A 17563-nucleotide genomic window follows, 5' to 3' on the forward strand; every position below is an offset into this window, starting at 1 on the left:
CTTGACAACACGGAAATGCTATGGCTACCGTCACATTATTCAACCAGCGGACATGCGTTCGGCATGCGAACAGACTGTCCGGTACCAACCTAGACGGGAATTCGGAATGAGCGATCACGCCTTCACCCCGGCGGCCGAGAAGCAGGCGCGAAGAGCAGCGCTGAGCAGTTTCGTCGGCGCGGTCATCGACTGGTACGACTTCCTGCTCTACGGGCTGGTTGCGGCCCTGGTGTTCAACGAGGAGTTCTTCCCCAACGTCAGCCCCGCAATCGGGACGCTCGCCGCGTTCGCGACGTTCGGCGTCGGATTCCTGTTCCGTCCCCTCGGCGGCGTCGTGTTCGGCCACTACGGCGACCGCATCGGACGCAAGCGGATGCTGATCCTCACCGTGCTGATCATGGGCACGAGCACCGCCCTGATCGGTCTGTTGCCGTCGTTCGCATCGGTCGGCTGGTGGGCGCCTGTCCTGCTCGTCACCCTGCGCGCCATCCAGGGCTTCGCCGTCGGAGGCGAGTGGGGTGGAGCAGCGTTGATGGCCGTCGAGAGTGCGCCGCCGAAGAAGAAGGCGTTCTACAGCAGCGGCGTGCAGGTCGGCTACTCGGTCGGTCTCATCCTCGCCACCGGATTTGTCATGCTCATGAGCAATCTGACCACCGAGACCGCGTTCAGCCAGTGGGGTTGGCGTGTTCCGTTCGTCGCCAGCGTCGTCCTCGTCGGTATCGGCCTGTGGATCCGCGCCGGCGTCCAGGAGAGCCCCGAGTTCGTCGAGAAGGTCGAGAAGATCGAAGAGCAGCAGGCCGCGCAGGAGAAGAAGCGGATTCCCCTGGTCGAGGCGCTGCGCAACCACCCGAAGGCATTCCTGCAGATCATCGGTCTGCGTTTCGCCGAACTCTTCTCCATGTACATCGTGACCACGTTCGCGCTGAGCTACTCCACCAAGGAACTGGGCATGGAGCGCAACTTCATGCTCAACGTCGGCCTGCTCGTCGGTGCCGTGGGGATCGGCACGATCCCGTTGTTCGCCTGGCTGTCGGACAAGCACGGCCGCCGGCGCGTGTACATCCTCGGCGCAGTGATCGGCGCGGTGTGCGCGTTCCCGTTCTTCGTCGTCCTCGAGAACGGCTCGATGGTCGGCACCGTCATCGTCGCCGTGCTCCTCGTCAACATCTCGCACGACATGGTCGTCAGCGTGCAGCAGCCACTGTTCACCGAAATGTTCGGCGCGGAGTACCGCTACAGCGGCGCGGGAGTCGGCTACCAGGTGGCCAGCGCGATCGGCGGCGGCTTCACCCCGTTCATCGCGGCTGCCCTGGTCACCGTCAGCGGTGGGTCCTGGCACCTCGTGGCCGTGTACCTCGCCGGCGGCTGCATCGTCAGCGCCCTGATCGCATGGCGGCTGCAGCCCGATTCGGGTGCAGCGGTGTCGGGCGCCGCAACATCCGCGACGCTCGAGAACGCGGGCTGAGCCAGGGTCGATCGAGACGTAGCTGATCCCTCGGCGTCTAGCCGAGGGACAGGTCGGAGCCGATCCGCTCCGCGGTGGCCACGAGCTTCGGCACCACCGTCGCCGCGACGTCGTCCCGCGTGTACTGGGTTCCCTGCAGCGAGGCGTTGAGGGCGGCAACCACGGCTCCCGTCCGATCCCGGATGGGCACCGCCGCCCCGCGGATGCCGATCTCGAGTTCGTTCTCCGACATCGACCAGCCGTCGGCGGCGACCGTCCGAACCTCGGCGCGCAACTGGTCGGCGTCCGAGATCGTGTGGGGTGTGAACGACTCGAACTCGGTGGACTTCAGGTAGTCGTCGAGCGCGTCGGCCGAAAGCCCGGCCAGCAGAACACGACCCGTGGACGTCGCGTACGCGGGGAACCGCATGCCCACCGTGATGGAGATGCGGATGATCCGGGGTGAGCGGACCCGCGCGACGTACACCACGTCGGGACCATCGAGGATGGTCACCGAGATGGTCTCGCCGAGTTCCTTCGCGAGAGCCTCGATGTGCGGATCCGCGACCTGCGGCAACCGCAGCGCGGCGAGATACGAGAAACCGAACCGGAGCACACGCGGTGTGAGCGAGAAGCTGCGGCCGTCGAGTCGCAGGAACCCCTTGTCCACCAGGGTGAGCAGAATGCGACGGGCCGTGGAGCGGGTGATCCCGACAGCCTGCGCCACCTCACTCAGCGTGCGCTCACGGTGCTGGTCGTCGAAACATTCGAGAACGGTCAGACCGCGGTCCAGGGATTCGAGGAAGTACCGTTCCCCCGACGCCGGCTGCTCGGCCACCTCAGCAGCCCCCTGATTCGCGCACGTTGTCGATGCTACCGGGCTAAAGTCCGGTCTCCGCCGGAAGCCGCCCCGACTTCACAGCCTTCCGCAGCGCGTCGTAGTCCTTCTCGGACTGGTCCGCGTAGAGGCGGGCCCAGGCAGTGACGGCCCGATCGAAGGCATCCCCGGTGCCGAGATATCCGGCGATGAAGGCGGATCCGGGGCTCTGGCTGTGCGCGCGGGCGAGCATCGAGCCGCAGACCGCCGCATACCTGGCCGACTGGTCCGGGTCCAGAGCCTGCAGGTCGACGGACCCCTTCATGTCGCGGAACTGCCGGAGGTAGAAGTCGCGCAGACGACCGTCGGGGCCCTCGACGCTGTGCACCCACCCCAGGAACGGGTCCGACTGCGCCTGGAGAATTCGCTGCGCACCGACGACTCGAGCGCCCTGACCGTTCTCCGCGACCGCACGAATGATCGATGCCGGTGCGGTCGCAACCTTCCCGTGTGTCTCCAGAACCGACCGCGGGGCTTCCTTGCCCTGTAGGAAGAGCGGCTCGCCGGCCGGCCCCTGCAGCAGCAACAACCAGCAGCGGGTTCCGACGCTGCCCACTCCCACGATGCGCATCGCGTAGTCGACCACCTCGTACTGCGACAGCAACAGTCGGACGTCCGTGCGCAGGGTGGCGAGGTAGAGGAGGTAGATCTCGGTGATGCGGCCCAGGTCGTAGTTCGTGGAGTGCCGGATGACGGGGAACTGATCGACGATGTACGGGCGGCCGTCCGCCTCCGTCGTGGTCAGCTTCCGCAGCACCTGTTCGGACGTCCGTTTGCGCGCCTTCTCGGTGACCGCCCGGATCTGCCGCTTCTGCGCGCCCGGGTTGCGCTCGAGGACGTCCGTCTCCTCCTGGTGGTAGTACCGCTCCGTGGCGGTCAGCTGAAACAGTGCCTCGAGAGAGTTCCGATAGGAGCGGACGGCGGCGCTGGTGGAATCGGCGCACTGCTCCTCGGTGTACGAGTTGTCGCGCCCGTTGATCCACACGCTCGCGGCGAGCCGGCGCACATCCCACTCCCACGGCGCCGGATACGCCTCGTCGAAGTCGTTGAGGTCGAACAGCATCCGGCGTTCCGGTGAGGCGAACAGCCCGAAGTTGGCGAGGTGGGCGTCGCCGGAGGCGATCACCTGACATCCGGTGACCGGTGAATCGGCGAGGTCGTGCGCCATCATCGCGGCCGAACCGCGGTACAGCGCGAACGGTGAATCGAGCATGCGACCGACCCGGATCGGCACGAGGGACTGCACCCGCGTCGCGTTCTGCGCTTCGATCACCGCCACCGGGTCGCGGTCCGGAAGGGCGAACGCACCCTGCGCCTTACGGGAGAGAGACTCCCGAGCGGCCTTACCCGCCGAACGTCGGGCATCGATCACCGTGGTCTCACCGGCTCGGGAGGACGTGGCCATGGTTCGAGTCTAGGCACCGCCGGCCGTTCTTTTGGTCGCTGCGAGAAAAGCGGCACCGCGCGGCGAAATCCGGTATCCGACATCGAGGCTGTGCGTCAGCCCCAGGTTCTTCAACTTCCGCACGTCCCGCTTGAACGGTTGGGTCTCGCGGCCGAGGCTCTCGGCGAGGTCCGGCGCCCGGCGGCCCGGATTGTCGGCGACGAGTTGCAGGATCCTGCGCGTCCACGGGCCGTGACTGCTCCGCGCATCCAGGCGTTCCAGCTGCTGCGCGATCTCCGAGACCGTGTCGGCCGACAGGTCGGCGTCGCTGCTCAGCGCGATGCGCGGATCCTCGCCGACCCACTCGAGGCCGATGCGGAACACCGGCTGTCCCGGACTGCCCCGCAGCGTGGCCAGTGCCTCGGCGACGGACACCGCTCCGGCGCGGCGTGCGTCGTCCTCGGTGATGCCGTCCGGGTCGACGGTCGTGATCGAGCTGATCCGGACCATCCCCGCGACCGTGTGGAACTCCGAACCCTCGAGCACCCGCGGCGCTGCCCAGCGGCGGAACGCAACGGTGACGGTGCCGTCCGCCACCCCCTGCGCGATCTTCCGGGGCAGGAGCACTGCCGTCACCTCCTCACGTGAGTGACGATGCGTGCTCGAGGATACTTTGCCACTCACCTGGGGGAGGATGGACAGCGTGCGGCCGCGCGACGGGAGGACATCCATGGGACAGCGACTTTTCGCGGCTACCGCGGTGCTGGTGGCCGTCACGTGCGCGGCCTGCCAGTCCGAGGGGAGTTCCGCGCAGGTTTCGACACCGTCCACCGCCGCCGCGCCGTCCGCAGGCGAGCCGACCGTGGTCGCGGCCGACCTCGAGGTGCCGTGGGGGATAGCGTTCCTGCCCGACGGGACGGCGCTCATCGCCGAACGGGACAGCGGCGCCGTCCGGCACTTGCAGGCAGGCGGCGTCACGACCGTGATCGGCGAGGTGCCCGGGGTGGCGGCGCGCGGCGAATCGGGGCTGCTGGGCCTGGCCGTGTCGCCCGCCTACGCGTCGGATCAGACGATCTACGCGTACCTGACCACCGATGACGACAACCGGGTGGTCGCCCTCCGTTTCGACGGTCGCGGCCTCGGCGAGCCGACCCCGATCCTGACGGGCATCCCCGCTGGATCGATCCACGACGGCGGCCGAATCGCGTTCGGTCCGGACGGCAAGCTTTATGTCGCCACCGGTGAAGCCGGTGACCGGCCACGCGCGCAGGACCCGTCCTCGCTCGGCGGCAAGATCCTGCGGATCAACCCCGACGGGTCGATTCCGGCCGACAATCCCACCCCCGGTTCACCGGTGTGGTCGCTCGGACATCGCAACGTCCAGGGCCTCGCGTGGGACGATGCCGGCCGACTGTGGGCCACCGAATTCGGGGCGAACACCTGGGACGAGGTGAACCTGATCGAACCCGGCGCCAACTACGGATGGCCGGAGGTCGAGGGGCAGGCGGGCGAAGCGGGCTTCGTCGATCCGGTGATCCAGTGGGCCACCGGCGACGCGTCCCCGTCCGGGCTCGCCTTCCACGACGGCTCCCTGTGGATGGCGGCGCTGCGCGGCGAACGACTGTGGCGAATCCCCGTGGGCGGCGACGGATCGCTCGGCGAACCGCAGTCGCTGTTCGAAGGCGAGTACGGGCGATTGCGCACCGTTGTCGCGACACCGGACGGTGCCCTCTGGTTCAGCACCAGCAACCGTGACGGGCGCGGCGATCCCGGGGACGGTGACGATCGGATCCTCATGCTCCGCCCGTGAGTACTTATCAACCGCGGGCGGTTAATAAGTACTCACAGGTCAGGAGGTCCAGGGCACGATCGGCGGCTTCACCCACATGATCTTTTCGTCACGGTGCGTTGGGGTGGCGGCGGGATGGTCGGGGTGACGCTCCGCCCACGCCGTCTTCTGGTCGAGCAGTTCGACCACGGTCAGCCACGTCTCCATGGTGCTCGGCGGGTTCGGCCCGGCCGCGCGGGCGAGTTTGCGCAGCGTGCCGTCGGTGAGGTCGAGGAGTTCCCGACCGCTGATTCCGCGATCCCACACGTACCGCGCGAGTCCCATCGCCTTCTCGCGTCGCCGCTTCGCTGCGCCTTCGGTGTGCGCGAAGTCGACTTCCTGAGGTTCCATCGTCTTCCCTTCTCGTGCGCGTCTCCACGGTAGGTCACCCGCATGTCGTCCCGGTATCGTGGGAGGACGATTCTCGCAGGAGACGCGAGTGGACGGCGCGAGCAGTAGGGAAGACGGTCGATGGGCAGGCAGCGCGGCGGTCGGGCTGTCCGGATATCCGACAGCGGCCCCGTCGCGGGGGTGTATCCGATCGACACGGGGACGTGTGAACTCGCGGAGGACCATCTCAACCCGCACGGCTGGGTGCTGAAGGTGAACGGGGTGGAGAGTTCCCACATCGACCTGTCCGATCCCACCCATCTCGTTTTCGAGTACATGCGGTGGATCGCGGAGCTGGTCGCGTCGCACTGGGGGAGGGACCAGCGGGTGCGGGCTCTGCACCTCGGTGGCGGTGCCTGCTCGCTGGCCCGCCATCTCGCCGCGACGTATCCGGACGCCCGGCAGGTGGTGGTCGAACTCGACGGCAGGCTCGCGGAGTTGGTGCGCGACTGGTTCGACCTGCCGCGGGCGCCACTGCTGCGATTGCGGGTGGGTGAGGCGCGGGCGGTGACCGAGACGTTGACGGAGTCGAGCCGCGACCTGGTCGTGCGCGACGTCTTCGCCGGCAACACCACGCCGCGACCGCTGACGACGGCGGAGTTCACCGGGCACGTGCGACGGGTGCTGGCGCCGGGCGGGATCTACGCGGTCAATTGCGGCGACACCCGGGACCTCGTGATGGCGCGCCGGGAAGCAGCGACCATCGCCGGCGTGTTTCCGCACACGACCGTGATCGCCGATCCCGCCATGTTGAAGGGCCGTCGCTACGGCAACATCGTGATCGCGGGCAGTGACGTGCCGATCGGCGAAGAACCCGCTCTCGTCCGCACGCTGCTGGGTGGCGGTGTGCCGGCCCATGTCTGGGACGACCGGCAGGTGCGGACGTTCGCCGGTGCGGCGCGGGTGCTGCGGGACACCGATTCCGACGGTTAGACGAGCACCCAGATCAGCGACGCCATCGCGAAGCCGACCACCGACAGGATGGTTTCGAGCACCGTCCACGTCTTCAGGGTGTCCTTCACCGACATGTTGAAATACCGCGACACGATCCAGAATCCGCCGTCGTTGACGTGGCTGGCGATGATGGATCCTGCCGACACGGCGATCACGATCAGCGCGATCTGCGCGGAGGAGTAGTTCCCTGCGGCGACGGACGGTTCGATGACGCCGGCGGTGGTGACGATGGCGACGGTCGCCGAACCCTGGGCGATGCGGAGCGCGCAACTGATCAGGTACGCGGACAGGATGACCGGGAGTCCGAGGGCGTCCATCGAGTCGGCGAGGGCCTGACCGACTCCGGTGGCGCGCAGGACCGCGCCGAAGAACGCGCCGGCGCCGACGACCAGCAGGATCATGCCGACCGGCCGCAGCGCTGCCGCGGACATGGAGCCGATCTCCTGCGCCGTGATTCCCCGCCGGATGCCGAGCAGGTACAGCGCCAGCAGGACGGCGATGGTCAGCGCGATGGTGGGGGTGCCGAGGAAGATCAGGACCGACAGCAGTGTCGAGCCTTCGTCGAGGACGACGTTGCCGACCGTCGCACCGAGGATCAGCACCATCGGCACGAGGATGATGAACGAGATCAGCCAGAGCGGCGGCGGGTTCTTGTCGGCGTCCTTCTCCTCGGGGATGAACTCGTCCGGGACCTCGATGATCACGCGCTTGCCGATCCAGGTGCCCCAGACGACGCCACTGACGAACCAGGCGGGGATGCCGCACGCGAGTCCCATGATGATGATCCAGCCCATGTCGACGTGCAGCAGCCCGGCCGCGGCGACGGGCCCCGGGTGTGGCGGCAGGAACGCGTGGGTCATGGAGAGACCGGCCAGCATCGGCATCGCGTACATCACGAGCGACTTGCCGCCACGCTTCGCCGCCACGTACACGAGCGGGGCGAGGATGAAGATGCCGATGTCGAAGAAGACGGGGATACCGAGCACGAGGCCGGTGACACCCATCGCCAGCGGTGCGCCCTTGGGCCCGAACAACTTCAGCAGCCGTTCGGTGAGGACGTCGGCGCCGCCGGACCGTTCCATCATCGCGCCGAGGACGGTGCCCAGGCCGATGATCGGGGTGATGTGCCCCAGGATCCCGCCGAAGCCCTTCTCCAGAATGGAGTCGGCCGCCGACGTCGGGGTGCCGACCAGTTCGACCACCGACACTCCCGCGATGAGAGCGACGCCGACACCGACAACGATGAGCGCGATGAACGGCTCGAGCTTCAGCTTGATGATGAGGATCAACAGCACGGCGATGGATACCGCTGCGAGAGTGAGGAGTCCGGCTGTGTCGTGCTGCAGCCAGTCGACGAACGACGTCATTGCGTCTCCAGGGGAGGTGGGTGGGGGTCGGGCGAGTGTGAGTGTCAGTGGGTGAGCGCGGCGACGAACGATCGTGCGCGGTCGGTGATATCGGTCCAGTTGCCTGCGGCGACGCTGGACGGCGGGACGACGCTGGTGCCCGCGCAGACGGCCAGGGCGCCGGCGTCGAGGAACTCGCGGGCGTTGGAACCGTTGATCCCACCGGACGGCAGGAGTTCGACACCGGGATACGGGCCGTGCAGATCGGACAGGTAGTCGGGGCCCAGCCGCTTCGCGGGGAAGATCTTGACCGCGGCGGATCCGAGGTCCACGGCCATGGCCACCTCGGTGGGGGTGAAGGCGCCGAGGAAGACGGGAACGGACCGTCCCGTAGCGACCTTCGCGACGTCGGGGCGGATGCCGGGGGTGACGAGGAACCGGGCGCCGGCGTCGATCGCGGCCGCGGCCTGGTCACCGGTCATGACGGTGCCGACGCCGAGGATGCTGCCGGCCGAGGCTGCGGCGTCGGCGGCGCGGCCGAGGTGATGCAGCACGTCCGGTGTGGTGAACGTCAACTCGACCGTCCGGATGCCGCCCTCGGCCAGTGCGTGGCACAGGTCGGCGGCGTCGGGGATGGTCTCCGCGCGTACCACGGTCAGTACCCGGTCGGCACGCAGAATGTCGATCTCGGTCATCGGACTGCTCCTCCTTCTTCGCGGCGCAACGATCTTCCGGCGGTGGCGCCGGTGAGGCGGCCGTCCTCGAGGGCGAGGCGGCCGCGGACGAAAACGTGGGAGATGCCGGACGCCGCCTGGCGCGGCTGAGCATAGGTCGCGGTGTCGGCGACCGTGTCCGGATCGAACAGGACGAGGTCCGCGGCGAATCCGCGGCGGACGAATCCGCGGTCGACGAGACGCAACCGGGTCGCGGCTCGCCCGCTGAGGTGGCCCACGCATTCTTCGAGGGACATCAGGCCGAGGTCGCGGCTGTAGTGCCCGAGGTAGCGTGCGAACGTTCCCCACCCGCGTGGGTGCGGTTTCGCGCCGACCAGCAGTCCGTCGCTGCCGCCGGTGTGCCGGGGGTGCTGCATGATTGCGCGCACGTTCTCCTCGTGACCGACGTGCTGCAGGATGCCGCTGCCCAGCTGGTCGCGGATCAGGATGTCGATGCACACGTCGAAGGGGTCGCGGTTCTCGTCGGCGGCGATGTCGGCGATGGTCTTCCCGACGTAGCCGTCGAGTTCCGCGTTCTGCACGCCGCTGATCTCGAGGGTGTGCCACTCGGCGATCACGCCGTGGCAGCCGTCGGAGCCGGTGACCTCGAGATGCTCCCGGATGCGTTCGAGCGCAACCGGATCCCGGAGCCGGTCGAGTGTCTGCTCCATGCTGCCTGCCGACGCCCAGCTGGGCAGGATCGCCGACAGCGTGGTGGCGCCGGGAAGGTAGGGGTAGGTGTCGAGGCTGATGTCCGCCCCGGCGGACACGGCTCGGTCGAGCAGGGCCAGCAGTTCCGGTGCGCGGCCCTTGTTGGGTCCGAAGTTCAACGTGGCGTGGGCGAGATGCAGTGCGCACCCGGCCCGCGACGTCAGGTCGACCATCTCGGCGTACGCCTCCATCGCGCCGGCGCCGTAGGAGCGGTGGTGCGGGGAGAAGTAGCCGCCGTACTCGGCGACGGTCCGGCACAGGGCCAGCAGTTCCTCGTTGTCCGCGTACATTCCCGGCGTGTAGGTCAGCCCGGCAGACAACCCGACCGCGCCCTCCGCCATGGCCTGCGCGACGATGCGCTGCATCTCCTCGATCTCCGACGGCGTCGCCGGCCGGTCGTCCCAACCGACCACGAGTGCCCGGACCACTCCGTGCGGAACGAGATACGCGACGTTGGTGGCGATTCCGCGATCGAGCCGGTCGAGGTATTCGCCCACGCTCCGCCAGGAGAAGTCGAAATCCTCGGGGTCGGTGTTCCAGCCCGCGATCTTGCGCCGGACCACTGCGAGCACGTCGTCGGTGACGGGAGCGTACGACAACCCGTCCTGACCGAGCACCTCGGTGGTGACGCCCTGGGTGATCCTCGACGGGTGCTCGGGGTTCAGCAGGATCTGCAGGTCCGAGTGGGCGTGCATGTCGATGAATCCGGGCGCGAGTACGAGGCCTTCGGCGTCGATCACCCGGTCCGCGGCGGGACGTTCGGTTGTGGAGTGCGCTGACTCGGGCCAGATTTCGGCGATCCGGTCACCGTCGACGAGCACGTCGGCGCGGTACCGCGGCGACTCCGAGCCGTCGACGACGGTGGCGGAGCGGATCAGAGTGGTCATGGTGTGGGGTTCCTCGGCCGGGATCAGAAGAAGGTGCGGATCAGGTCGACGACGACCGGATCGTCGGAGTCGTCACCGACGACGGGAATCCACCGCCACTTGTCGAACGCGGTGCACGGGTGGGACAGGCCGAGGCGGACGACGTCTCCGACGCGCAGATCGTGTTCCGGCCGTGAGGGATCGAGCTGCAGGAACGCGTGCTGGTCGTTGACGGCGGTCACTTCGGTGCCGACGAGGGGACGCGGCGTCGACCCGAGTTGGTCGGCGACGACCTGCGCGGTGGGGAGGCCCTCGTCGAACGGGACGTCGCGCTTGCCGGCGTCGAGCAGGGCCAGACCGGGCTCGGGGCGGGACACCACCCGGGCCCAGGTGTGCATCGCCGACTCGAGTCGCCGCGCGCCGGTGTTCTCGCCGCGCCCGAAGGGTGTGATGCCGGTGTAGAAGCCGTCGTCGTGGATGATGTACGCGCCGGCCCGGACCACCACTTTCGTTCTGCCGCCAGCGAGTTCGGCGAGCACTTCGGCGACCACATCGAAGTAGGCGCTGCCGCCCGCGGTCACGTAGACGTCGTGGCCCTGCGGGTAGCGACCCTCGGTCTCGAACAGGCGGTGCACTTCGGCCATCGACCGGAGGTACTCCCTGACCCGGGCGAGGGATTCCTCGGAGGCGTCGTGTGCGAGCGCCCCTTCGTAACCGGAGACGCCGGCCAGCCGCAGCGCCGGGCTCTCCGCGATGCGGTCGGCGACGGCCACGGCCTCGGCCACGGATCGGGCGCCGGTGCGTCCGCCCTCGCCGCCGAGTTCGACGAGCACGGGCAGCGGACGGACTACCGCGACATCCGCGAGCGCCGCGGTCATCGCGTCGACGGTCTGCGGGGAGTCGGCCCACATCAGGACCTCGAGGTCGGGGTTCGTTTCCATCTGCCCGGCCAGCCACCGCAACGCGGTCGGGTCGACCAGCGAGTTGGCGATCTGCACCCGGCGCGCACCGAAGCGGACCGCCACCCGGAGCTGACCGAAGTTCGCGAGCGTGATCCCCCACGCGCCGCTGCGGATCTGCCGGTCCCACAGCACCGGCGACATGGTCGTCTTGCCGTGCGGAGCGAGGTCGACGCCGTGCGCCGCACACCACGCGGCCATGGTGTCGAGATTGGCGGCGATGGCCGTCTCGTCGAGGACCATCACCGGCGTGCTGAAGGCGGACAGTCTCGGCTGCGTCGCGAGGAACTCCGTCTTGGTCCGGCCGTGCGCGGCGGAGGGGAGGGCCTTGTCCACGTCGGACAAGCGCATCTCGTCGAGCTCGGCCAGGGCGCCGGAATCGAGGGCGTCCGTTCCGCTGATCGTCATCGTCGATCCTGTCATTCGGGTTCTGTGGGGATTGCCTTCATCGGAAGAAGGCCACTTGAAGTGCTACGTTGCACTGTATGCAACGATGATTGCGTTTTCGAGTCACCTATGTCTAGCATTGGCCTGGGTCCTCGTCAACGGTCCGGTGTGGCATGCATCGCCCGGACGAGCGCCCTCCATACGCCATCCCCGTGCCGGTCCGAGCAGTCGTAGAGGTAACAAGTGCAGGAATCGACCCCCACCCCCGAGTCCGGTGTCGCGTGCCTCGGTGAGGCGATGGTCCTCGTGGCCCCGGACGCGACACTCCACCTGGCCGGCGCCGAGGCGAACGTCGCCGCCGGACTCGCCGCGCTGGGTGTCCCGGCCGCCTGGGTCGGCCGACTCGGCGACGACGACTTCGGTGCCCTCATCCGCACCGAACTGCAGGCGCGGGGCGTCGACGTCCGCGCGATCGAGGTCGACCCCGGCAGGCCCACCGGGCACTACTCGAAGTCCACCGCCCTCGACGAACACGGTGAGCCGCGGACCGACAGCCTGTACTCCCGAGCGGGTTCGGCGGCGTCGGCCATGGACCCCGCTTTCCTCGACACTCCGGCGGTCGCGGAACTGTTCGGCAGCGCCGCCGTCGTCCACTGCAGCGGAATCACCCCCGCCCTGTCCGATTCGTGCCTCGCACTGATGCGCAGGCTGCTCCGCGACCGGCCGGGAATTTCCGGCGTGGTCAGCTTCGACGTCAACTGGCGCGAACAACTGTGGCCCGAAGGCGACCCGCGGTTGGTCGTGGAACTGGCGAATCTCGCCGATCTCGTTCTCGTAGGCGCGGACGAGGCCGAGCGCGTTCTGGGCACCGCGGATCCGCACGAGTTGCGGCTCATCCTGCCGGCGCCCGCCACCGTCGTCGTCAAGGACGGAGCACTCCGGGCGCTGGCCGTCGATCGGAGCGGGCGCAGTGTCGCGGTCCCCGCGCTCCGCGTCGACGTCGTCGAACCCGTCGGCGCGGGTGACGCTTTCGCTGCCGGGTACCTCAGCGGGATCGTGCGCGGCGAGGACCAGTCGCGCTGCCTGCGCCGGGGGCACATCGGTGCCGCCGCCACCCTGACGGTGGCAGCGGACTCGGCGCCGCCGCCCGCCGACGTGCTCGACGCCCTTCTCGAGTGTTCCGAATCGGACTGGGCGGCAACGGTCGTCACTGCCGACGGCTTCTCCCTGGAGAAAGTGGAGTGAACGAATGAGTCAGAGTGTCTCCCGTGCCCTGCACCTGCTGGTGCAGCTCGGCAACGGTCCCGCCAATCTCGACCAGCTGGCCGAATCCACCGGTGTCCACAAGACGACCGTGCTGCGGCTGCTCCGTACGCTGTCCGACGAGCGGTTCACATTCCGCGACAACAGCAACCAGTACCACCTCGGATCCCGCATCTTCGAACTCGCCGCGCAGGCCACCGATCAGCGGGAGGTGCGGCGCATCGCGTCACCGCACCTCGTGGCGTTCAACCGCGAATACGGGCGCACCACGCACCTCGCGGCGATGGAGGGCGGTGACGTGGTGTACATCGACAAACTCGAATCGCACGATCAGATCAGGATGTATTCGCGAATCGGTCTGCGCGCCAACCTCAATTCCACCGCGGTCGCGAAGGTGATTCTCGCCGACCTGCCGGACTCGGAGCTGCGGCCCATCGTCGACTCGATGGACTTCTCCTCGCGCACCGCCAACACCATCACGACTCCCGAACGCTATCTCGACGAGATCCGCCTGGTCCGAGAGCAGGGCTGGGCGCACGATCAGGAGGAGAACGAGCCGTCCGTCAACTGCATCGGCGTGCCGATCCGCGGCGCGTCCGGCCGCGTCGTCGCCGCCGTCTCGGTCTCGGTCCCCGACGTCGTGCTCACCTACGAACGCGTCCTCGACCTCCTCGAACCCCTGCAGGCCGTGGGGGCGCGGATCTCCCGCGACTGCGGATACCGCGCCCAACCCTGACCGTCCCCCGTCCGATCGAAAAGTAACAACACACAGGAGAATCGACATGACCGAGACCACCGTCGTCCGCACCGAAGGCGCCCCCGCCCCCGCGCACACGTTCAGCCAGGGCATCAAGAAGGGCAACATGCTCCAGGTGTCCGGGCAGGGCCCGATGGACCCCGTCACCAACAAGTACATCGCCGAGGGCGACGTCCGCGAGCAGACCCGTCGCACCCTCGAGAACGTCAAGGCCATCCTCGAAGCCGGCGGCGCGAGCGTCGAGGACGTCCTGATGTTCCGTGTCTACCTCACCACGCGCGACGACTTCGCCGCGATGAACGACGTGTACGGAGAATTCATCGCGGAGAACGTGCCGAGCGGGCAGTTGCCGTGCCGGACCACGGTGTTCGTCGACCTCCCGCACGAGGTCATGCTCGTCGAGATCGACGCGCTGGCCGTGACGGGATAGGCCGTTACGCGGTGACGAGGTGCCGGCAGCTCATCCGCGGGGACACGGGCAGTTCGGTGAAGACGGGCTCGGACGTGTCCGACGTCGGCACCTCCAGGTAGAGGTGGCTGCCGTCCGCCACGACGCCCTGCGGTTGCAGGCCGATCAGCTTGGCCACCACGTATGTAGCGCTGAGGCTGGTGACGTCGCGGATGATGCCGAGCCGCAGCAGCGACCTCGTCTCCGCGATCGCCTCCTGCTCACCGGCCCGCAGGACCAGCCGCAGTCCGGGTGACAGGGCCTGCGCCGCCACCGACACCGCGATGTTGTCCAGGTCGTCGGAGCCGACGGCCGCCAGCGCCAGCGCGCGGCGCACACCCAGTCGTTCGAGGAGTTCGCGGTCGCCGCCGTGCCCGACGACGGTCGGGATGTTCATCGATCGCACGAGCCGCAGGTTCTTGGCGTGCGGGTCGCGCTCGACCCCCACCACCGCGACACCGAGAGCCTGCAGCTCGCGGCAGAGCCGGAGCCCCACCTGGCCCAGACCGACGACGATGACGTGCCCGGAGCGGGGCAGGACGCGGCTGCCCACCAGTCCGACCAGGCGGGGGCCGAGCAGGCGCTCGATGATGCCGGCCGTGAACATCGCGGTGAACACGACGGTGAAGAGCATCGCCACCGACGCGAACACCGCGTAGGCGGGGCTGCCGTGGGTGTCGGCTCCCGGACCCACGGTGGTCACCACCCGCACCGCCTCGTTGAATGCGTCGAGCGGTGCCACGTGCTGACCGAGAATCAGCCACAGCCAATCGGCGAACAGGACGGCGAGGAGCCCTGCGAGCCCGCCGAGCAGGATGCGTGTGCCGATGTCGTGCGACCGCAGCAGTCCGGTCGCGCCGGTCGCCGCCACCCGCCACCAGTTCCGCCGGGGCAGGTCGACGTGCGCGCCTTCCGGGTGACCGTCGATCATCCGGACCGTCAGCATGTGCTCGCCCGCGTGGCGGGCTGCGACGAGGTCCGGCTCCAGGCACGGTCCGGCGAGCGTGGGCGCGGCGAGGTCTGCCGGCGACGTCACCTCGCACTGCGGTAGCAGCTGGGACAGCTGGTCGGCGACCGTGCGGTCGAAGATCGTCACCATCAACGGGATCGACGCCGAGATGTGCGCGGCGGCCAGCGCGTACCGCAGCGCGACCACGTCGTCGCGCACCAGGACCGCCATCGCGCGGGGTTCGTCCGCCATGGCCAGACGAAGCTCGTCGTCGTCGGGGGCCACGAGATGACGCACCTGAAAGTCCCTTTCACGGAGGGACGCACAGACCCGTCGGGCCACGGTGGTTTCGCCGATGACGAGATATGAGTCGTTCACGTGTGGTCCTTCCGGCTCGGGATCACGAGAGCGTACCCGAGAAGAACCGCGGATCCCACACGAGAATGTGTACCGGTCAGTAGCCTGAGATTTCCTGGAACACGTTATCGGCCAATGGTTTCCGATCCCGGCGTCCTACCCGTCGGTAGGAGCGCCCTGGATCGCGAGGACGAGTCCGATCACGCCGATCCAGACCAGGCCGCTCAGAGCGGCGGTCAACGGGAACCAGGTGTGCAGCAGGGCAACCACTCCCAGGATCGCGCCGACCAGCGTCCAGCGCGGCAGAACTCCCGTCCGCCACACGACGAGGGAGGTCGCGAAGATCATCACCGCCGTGCCCACCTGGCAGTAGTGATAGAACCACGACGCGATCGTCAGCAGGAGCGGCGCGATCTGATCGTCGAACGGCAGTTCGTCGAAACGCACGAGGGTCGCGGGGTACGCGACCTCCGCCGTGAACCCGGCCGCGGTCAGGGCTACGAACACGATTCCACCGGCCAGCGCCGTGCTCGCGAGGCCGGTCCGGTCGCCGTCCGCCCGCCGCAGCAGCCCGGCGAGCGCGCCGAGGAAGAACAGGAAGAACAGCACGTGCAGGATCGGAACCACGCCGTTGGCGGTGACGAAACCCGAGTACGACGAGTAGTACCGTTCCGCCTCCGTCGTGTCGATCGGACGATCCGGCGTCCCCACGACGTACGCCGGGATCATGACCAGAGCCGACAGGACCCCGAGCGCTCCACCGATTCTCACCATCGTCGTGTCCATGGCTTTCACCTCGCGAGTTCCGGTTCCTTACCCGAGGCAAACGAGGCGTGAGCATCCCGCGTGGAGGAACGGGAACACCGCCTCGGTGACCGTGGTTTGGTCAGTCATGAGCCTCGAAGCGAATGACGACCGACGTCCACTTCTCGACCTCGTCGCCTCTCACAGCCGGGCCGTCCTCGCGACGATCAAACGTGACGGCCGGCCGCAGCTGTCGAACGTGATCTACGCCTGGGACCCCGACACCCGGACCGCGCGGGTGTCGGTGACGGCCGATCGTGCCAAGACCCGGAACGCCGCGCGCGACCCCCGGGTGTCGCTGCACGTCAGCGCCACCGACTTCTGGAGCTACGCGGTGATCGAAGGCGACGCGGAACTGAGCGCGGTCGCGGCGGATCCGCACGACGCGGCGGCGGACGAACTCGTCGAGGTGTTTCGGCAGGCGGCGGGAAAAGAGCACGACGACTGGGAGGATTTCCGCCGGGCGATGGTGTCCGAGCGCCGGCAGGTGCTCCGGGTCCGCGCGACGAACGTGTACGGCATGGCCCAGCTGCCCTGAGCCGGCGAAACGTAGCTGTGGCAGCCGGTCGTGGCCGGTGGGACGATTGAGACATGCGCAGGAGGCGGTGGCCGGCGGCACCACCGCCCGCCACGGAGGGAGTCGTGGTGCACGGGCCGGTCGAGCTCGTGACGAGCCGCGATGTGAGCCTGCGCCTGTCGGAGGTCGTCGCCCACCCGACGGGCATGCAGCTGCACATCGAACTGACGGCGAGAGGCAGATCCGCCGATCTGGCGCGCCACGAGACACGTCCGCTCGACGATCCCGACGATCCGTCTGCGCGGTGGTCGTACCTCGCGGTGAACGTTCGCGTCGACGACGTGGAGGGTGTCGCCGATCCGCGCCACCCCCATTCGCCGTCGAAGCCGGACGCCGAGGGCGCGTCCGAATACCACTCCGCACCGCACTACTGGATCAGCGACTACCCGGAGTCGGGAACGATCACGCTGACCGTCGGGTGGAAGGAGATCGGTCTTCTGCCGAGAACCCGCACCATCACCCTCGGCCCGAATCCGAGTCTGCGGCCCGCCCGCTAGCCCTCCCGGACGTACGAAGGTGCCCTTCGGCGCCGTGGAAGCGTCGAAGGGC

Annotated in this window: 18 protein-coding genes; 8 read left to right on the top strand and 10 right to left on the bottom strand. The window is 68.5% G+C overall.

What is annotated here, in order from left to right:
• Window positions 1-106 precede the first annotated feature (106 nt).
• Window positions 107-1465 carry a shikimate transporter gene (gene shiA, locus RJ1_RS04485; RefSeq protein ID WP_073358774.1) on the top strand — a complete coding sequence of 453 codons (1359 nt, stop codon included), beginning with the start codon at window positions 107-109 and terminating at the stop codon, window positions 1463-1465.
• Between the two features lie 37 nt (window positions 1466-1502).
• Here shiA and RJ1_RS04490 read toward each other — a convergent pair whose 3' ends face one another.
• The 3 genes from RJ1_RS04490 to RJ1_RS04500 are packed head-to-tail and all read right to left on the bottom strand — an operon-like array spanning window position 1503 to window position 4341.
• Entirely contained in the window at window positions 1503-2282 is a 780-nt protein-coding gene (locus RJ1_RS04490) for an IclR family transcriptional regulator domain-containing protein (RefSeq protein ID WP_073358775.1), read from the bottom strand.
• A gap of 43 nt (window positions 2283-2325) precedes the next feature.
• Entirely contained in the window at window positions 2326-3726 is a 1401-nt protein-coding gene (locus tag RJ1_RS04495; protein WP_073358776.1) for a DUF2252 domain-containing protein, read from the bottom strand.
• Between the two features lie 9 nt (window positions 3727-3735).
• The gene (locus tag RJ1_RS04500; protein WP_338049588.1) at window positions 3736-4341 is read right to left on the bottom strand and encodes a hypothetical protein; all 606 of its coding nucleotides are present in this window, start codon (window positions 4339-4341) and stop codon (window positions 3736-3738) included.
• Between the two features lie 94 nt (window positions 4342-4435).
• On the opposite strand from RJ1_RS04500, the gene RJ1_RS04505 reads away from it, so the two are divergent.
• Entirely contained in the window at window positions 4436-5515 is a 1080-nt protein-coding gene (locus RJ1_RS04505) for a PQQ-dependent sugar dehydrogenase (RefSeq protein ID WP_073358778.1), read from the top strand.
• A gap of 39 nt (window positions 5516-5554) precedes the next feature.
• Here the strand turns inward: RJ1_RS04505 and RJ1_RS04510 are convergent, their stop codons facing one another.
• Entirely contained in the window at window positions 5555-5884 is a 330-nt protein-coding gene (locus RJ1_RS04510; protein WP_073358779.1) for a hypothetical protein, read from the bottom strand.
• Window positions 5885-6004: 120 nt separating this feature from the next.
• Here RJ1_RS04510 and RJ1_RS04515 point away from each other — a divergent pair, with 120 nt between their 5' ends.
• Window positions 6005-6856, top strand: coding sequence for a spermidine synthase (locus RJ1_RS04515; RefSeq protein ID WP_073358780.1), 852 nt, complete (start codon window positions 6005-6007; stop codon window positions 6854-6856).
• On the opposite strand, the gene RJ1_RS04520 is transcribed toward RJ1_RS04515, so the two are convergent.
• From RJ1_RS04520 to RJ1_RS04535, 4 genes are read right to left on the bottom strand one after another with little or no spacing between them, the layout of a single operon-like run.
• Window positions 6853-8244, bottom strand: coding sequence for a GntP family permease (locus RJ1_RS04520; protein ID WP_073358781.1), 1392 nt, complete (start codon window positions 8242-8244; stop codon window positions 6853-6855). The genes RJ1_RS04515 and RJ1_RS04520 overlap by 4 nt on opposite strands.
• Window positions 8245-8288: 44 nt before the next feature.
• Window positions 8289-8918 carry a bifunctional 4-hydroxy-2-oxoglutarate aldolase/2-dehydro-3-deoxy-phosphogluconate aldolase gene (locus RJ1_RS04525; RefSeq protein ID WP_073358782.1) on the bottom strand — a complete coding sequence of 210 codons (630 nt, stop codon included), beginning with the start codon at window positions 8916-8918 and terminating at the stop codon, window positions 8289-8291.
• On the bottom strand, window positions 8915-10534 hold the full coding sequence (locus tag RJ1_RS04530; RefSeq protein WP_073358783.1) for an N-acyl-D-amino-acid deacylase family protein: 1620 nt from the start codon (window positions 10532-10534) through the stop codon (window positions 8915-8917). Before RJ1_RS04530 ends, RJ1_RS04525 begins: the two co-directional genes overlap by 4 nt.
• Window positions 10535-10557: 23 nt before the next feature.
• The gene (locus RJ1_RS04535; RefSeq protein ID WP_073358784.1) at window positions 10558-11880 is read right to left on the bottom strand and encodes an amino acid deaminase; all 1323 of its coding nucleotides are present in this window, start codon (window positions 11878-11880) and stop codon (window positions 10558-10560) included.
• Window positions 11881-12102: 222 nt separating this feature from the next.
• Between RJ1_RS04535 and RJ1_RS04540 the strand changes: the two genes are divergently transcribed.
• The 3 genes from RJ1_RS04540 to RJ1_RS04550 are packed head-to-tail and all read left to right on the top strand — an operon-like array spanning window position 12103 to window position 14309.
• Window positions 12103-13104, top strand: coding sequence for a sugar kinase (locus RJ1_RS04540; protein ID WP_073358785.1), 1002 nt, complete (start codon window positions 12103-12105; stop codon window positions 13102-13104).
• Between the two features lie 4 nt (window positions 13105-13108).
• Complete coding sequence (locus RJ1_RS04545; protein WP_073358786.1) at window positions 13109-13858, top strand: IclR family transcriptional regulator; 750 nt, start codon at window positions 13109-13111, stop codon at window positions 13856-13858.
• A gap of 46 nt (window positions 13859-13904) precedes the next feature.
• Complete coding sequence (locus RJ1_RS04550; protein ID WP_073358787.1) at window positions 13905-14309, top strand: RidA family protein; 405 nt, start codon at window positions 13905-13907, stop codon at window positions 14307-14309.
• 4 nt (window positions 14310-14313) lie between these two features.
• Here the strand turns inward: RJ1_RS04550 and RJ1_RS04555 are convergent, their stop codons facing one another.
• Window positions 14314-15654 (bottom strand): potassium channel family protein, encoded by a 1341-nt coding sequence (locus tag RJ1_RS04555; protein ID WP_073358788.1) that lies wholly within the window; start codon window positions 15652-15654, stop codon window positions 14314-14316.
• Window positions 15655-15789: 135 nt separating this feature from the next.
• Entirely contained in the window at window positions 15790-16419 is a 630-nt protein-coding gene (locus RJ1_RS04560) for a hypothetical protein (protein WP_073358789.1), read from the bottom strand.
• 106 nt (window positions 16420-16525) lie between these two features.
• On the opposite strand from RJ1_RS04560, the gene RJ1_RS04565 reads away from it, so the two are divergent.
• Together RJ1_RS04565 and RJ1_RS04570 are read left to right on the top strand one after the other, a co-directional pair.
• On the top strand, window positions 16526-16975 hold the full coding sequence (locus RJ1_RS04565; RefSeq protein ID WP_073358790.1) for a PPOX class F420-dependent oxidoreductase: 450 nt from the start codon (window positions 16526-16528) through the stop codon (window positions 16973-16975).
• 53 nt (window positions 16976-17028) lie between these two features.
• Window positions 17029-17511, top strand: a complete 483-nt coding sequence (locus RJ1_RS04570) for a hypothetical protein (protein WP_073358791.1) — start codon at window positions 17029-17031, stop codon at window positions 17509-17511.
• Window positions 17512-17563: the final 52 nt, after the last annotated feature.

Origin of the sequence: Rhodococcus jostii NBRC 16295 (assembly GCF_001894825.1) — a bacterium.
Lineage (GTDB): Bacteria > Actinomycetota > Actinomycetes > Mycobacteriales > Mycobacteriaceae > Rhodococcus_F > Rhodococcus_F jostii.

What these genes read in the sequence shown, in the direction of transcription:
- RJ1_RS04505 (WP_073358778.1), top strand. Translation starts at nt 4,436, where the DNA reads ATGGGACAGCGACTTTTCGCGGCTACCGCGGTGCTGGTGGCCGTCACG.
- RJ1_RS04535 (WP_073358784.1), bottom strand. Translation starts at nt 11,880, where the DNA reads ATGACGATCAGCGGAACGGACGCCCTCGATTCCGGCGCCCTGGCCGAG.
- RJ1_RS04565 (WP_073358790.1), top strand. Translation starts at nt 16,526, where the DNA reads ATGAGCCTCGAAGCGAATGACGACCGACGTCCACTTCTCGACCTCGTC.
- RJ1_RS04495 (WP_073358776.1), bottom strand. Translation starts at nt 3,726, where the DNA reads ATGGCCACGTCCTCCCGAGCCGGTGAGACCACGGTGATCGATGCCCGA.
- RJ1_RS04525 (WP_073358782.1), bottom strand. Translation starts at nt 8,918, where the DNA reads ATGACCGAGATCGACATTCTGCGTGCCGACCGGGTACTGACCGTGGTA.
- RJ1_RS04510 (WP_073358779.1), bottom strand. Translation starts at nt 5,884, where the DNA reads ATGGAACCTCAGGAAGTCGACTTCGCGCACACCGAAGGCGCAGCGAAG.
- RJ1_RS04560 (WP_073358789.1), bottom strand. Translation starts at nt 16,419, where the DNA reads ATGGACACGACGATGGTGAGAATCGGTGGAGCGCTCGGGGTCCTGTCG.
- RJ1_RS04550 (WP_073358787.1), top strand. Translation starts at nt 13,905, where the DNA reads ATGACCGAGACCACCGTCGTCCGCACCGAAGGCGCCCCCGCCCCCGCG.
- RJ1_RS04515 (WP_073358780.1), top strand. Translation starts at nt 6,005, where the DNA reads ATGGGCAGGCAGCGCGGCGGTCGGGCTGTCCGGATATCCGACAGCGGC.
- RJ1_RS04520 (WP_073358781.1), bottom strand. Translation starts at nt 8,244, where the DNA reads ATGACGTCGTTCGTCGACTGGCTGCAGCACGACACAGCCGGACTCCTC.
- RJ1_RS04545 (WP_073358786.1), top strand. Translation starts at nt 13,109, where the DNA reads ATGAGTCAGAGTGTCTCCCGTGCCCTGCACCTGCTGGTGCAGCTCGGC.
- shiA (WP_073358774.1), top strand. Translation starts at nt 107, where the DNA reads ATGAGCGATCACGCCTTCACCCCGGCGGCCGAGAAGCAGGCGCGAAGA.
- RJ1_RS04570 (WP_073358791.1), top strand. Translation starts at nt 17,029, where the DNA reads ATGCGCAGGAGGCGGTGGCCGGCGGCACCACCGCCCGCCACGGAGGGA.
- RJ1_RS04530 (WP_073358783.1), bottom strand. Translation starts at nt 10,534, where the DNA reads ATGACCACTCTGATCCGCTCCGCCACCGTCGTCGACGGCTCGGAGTCG.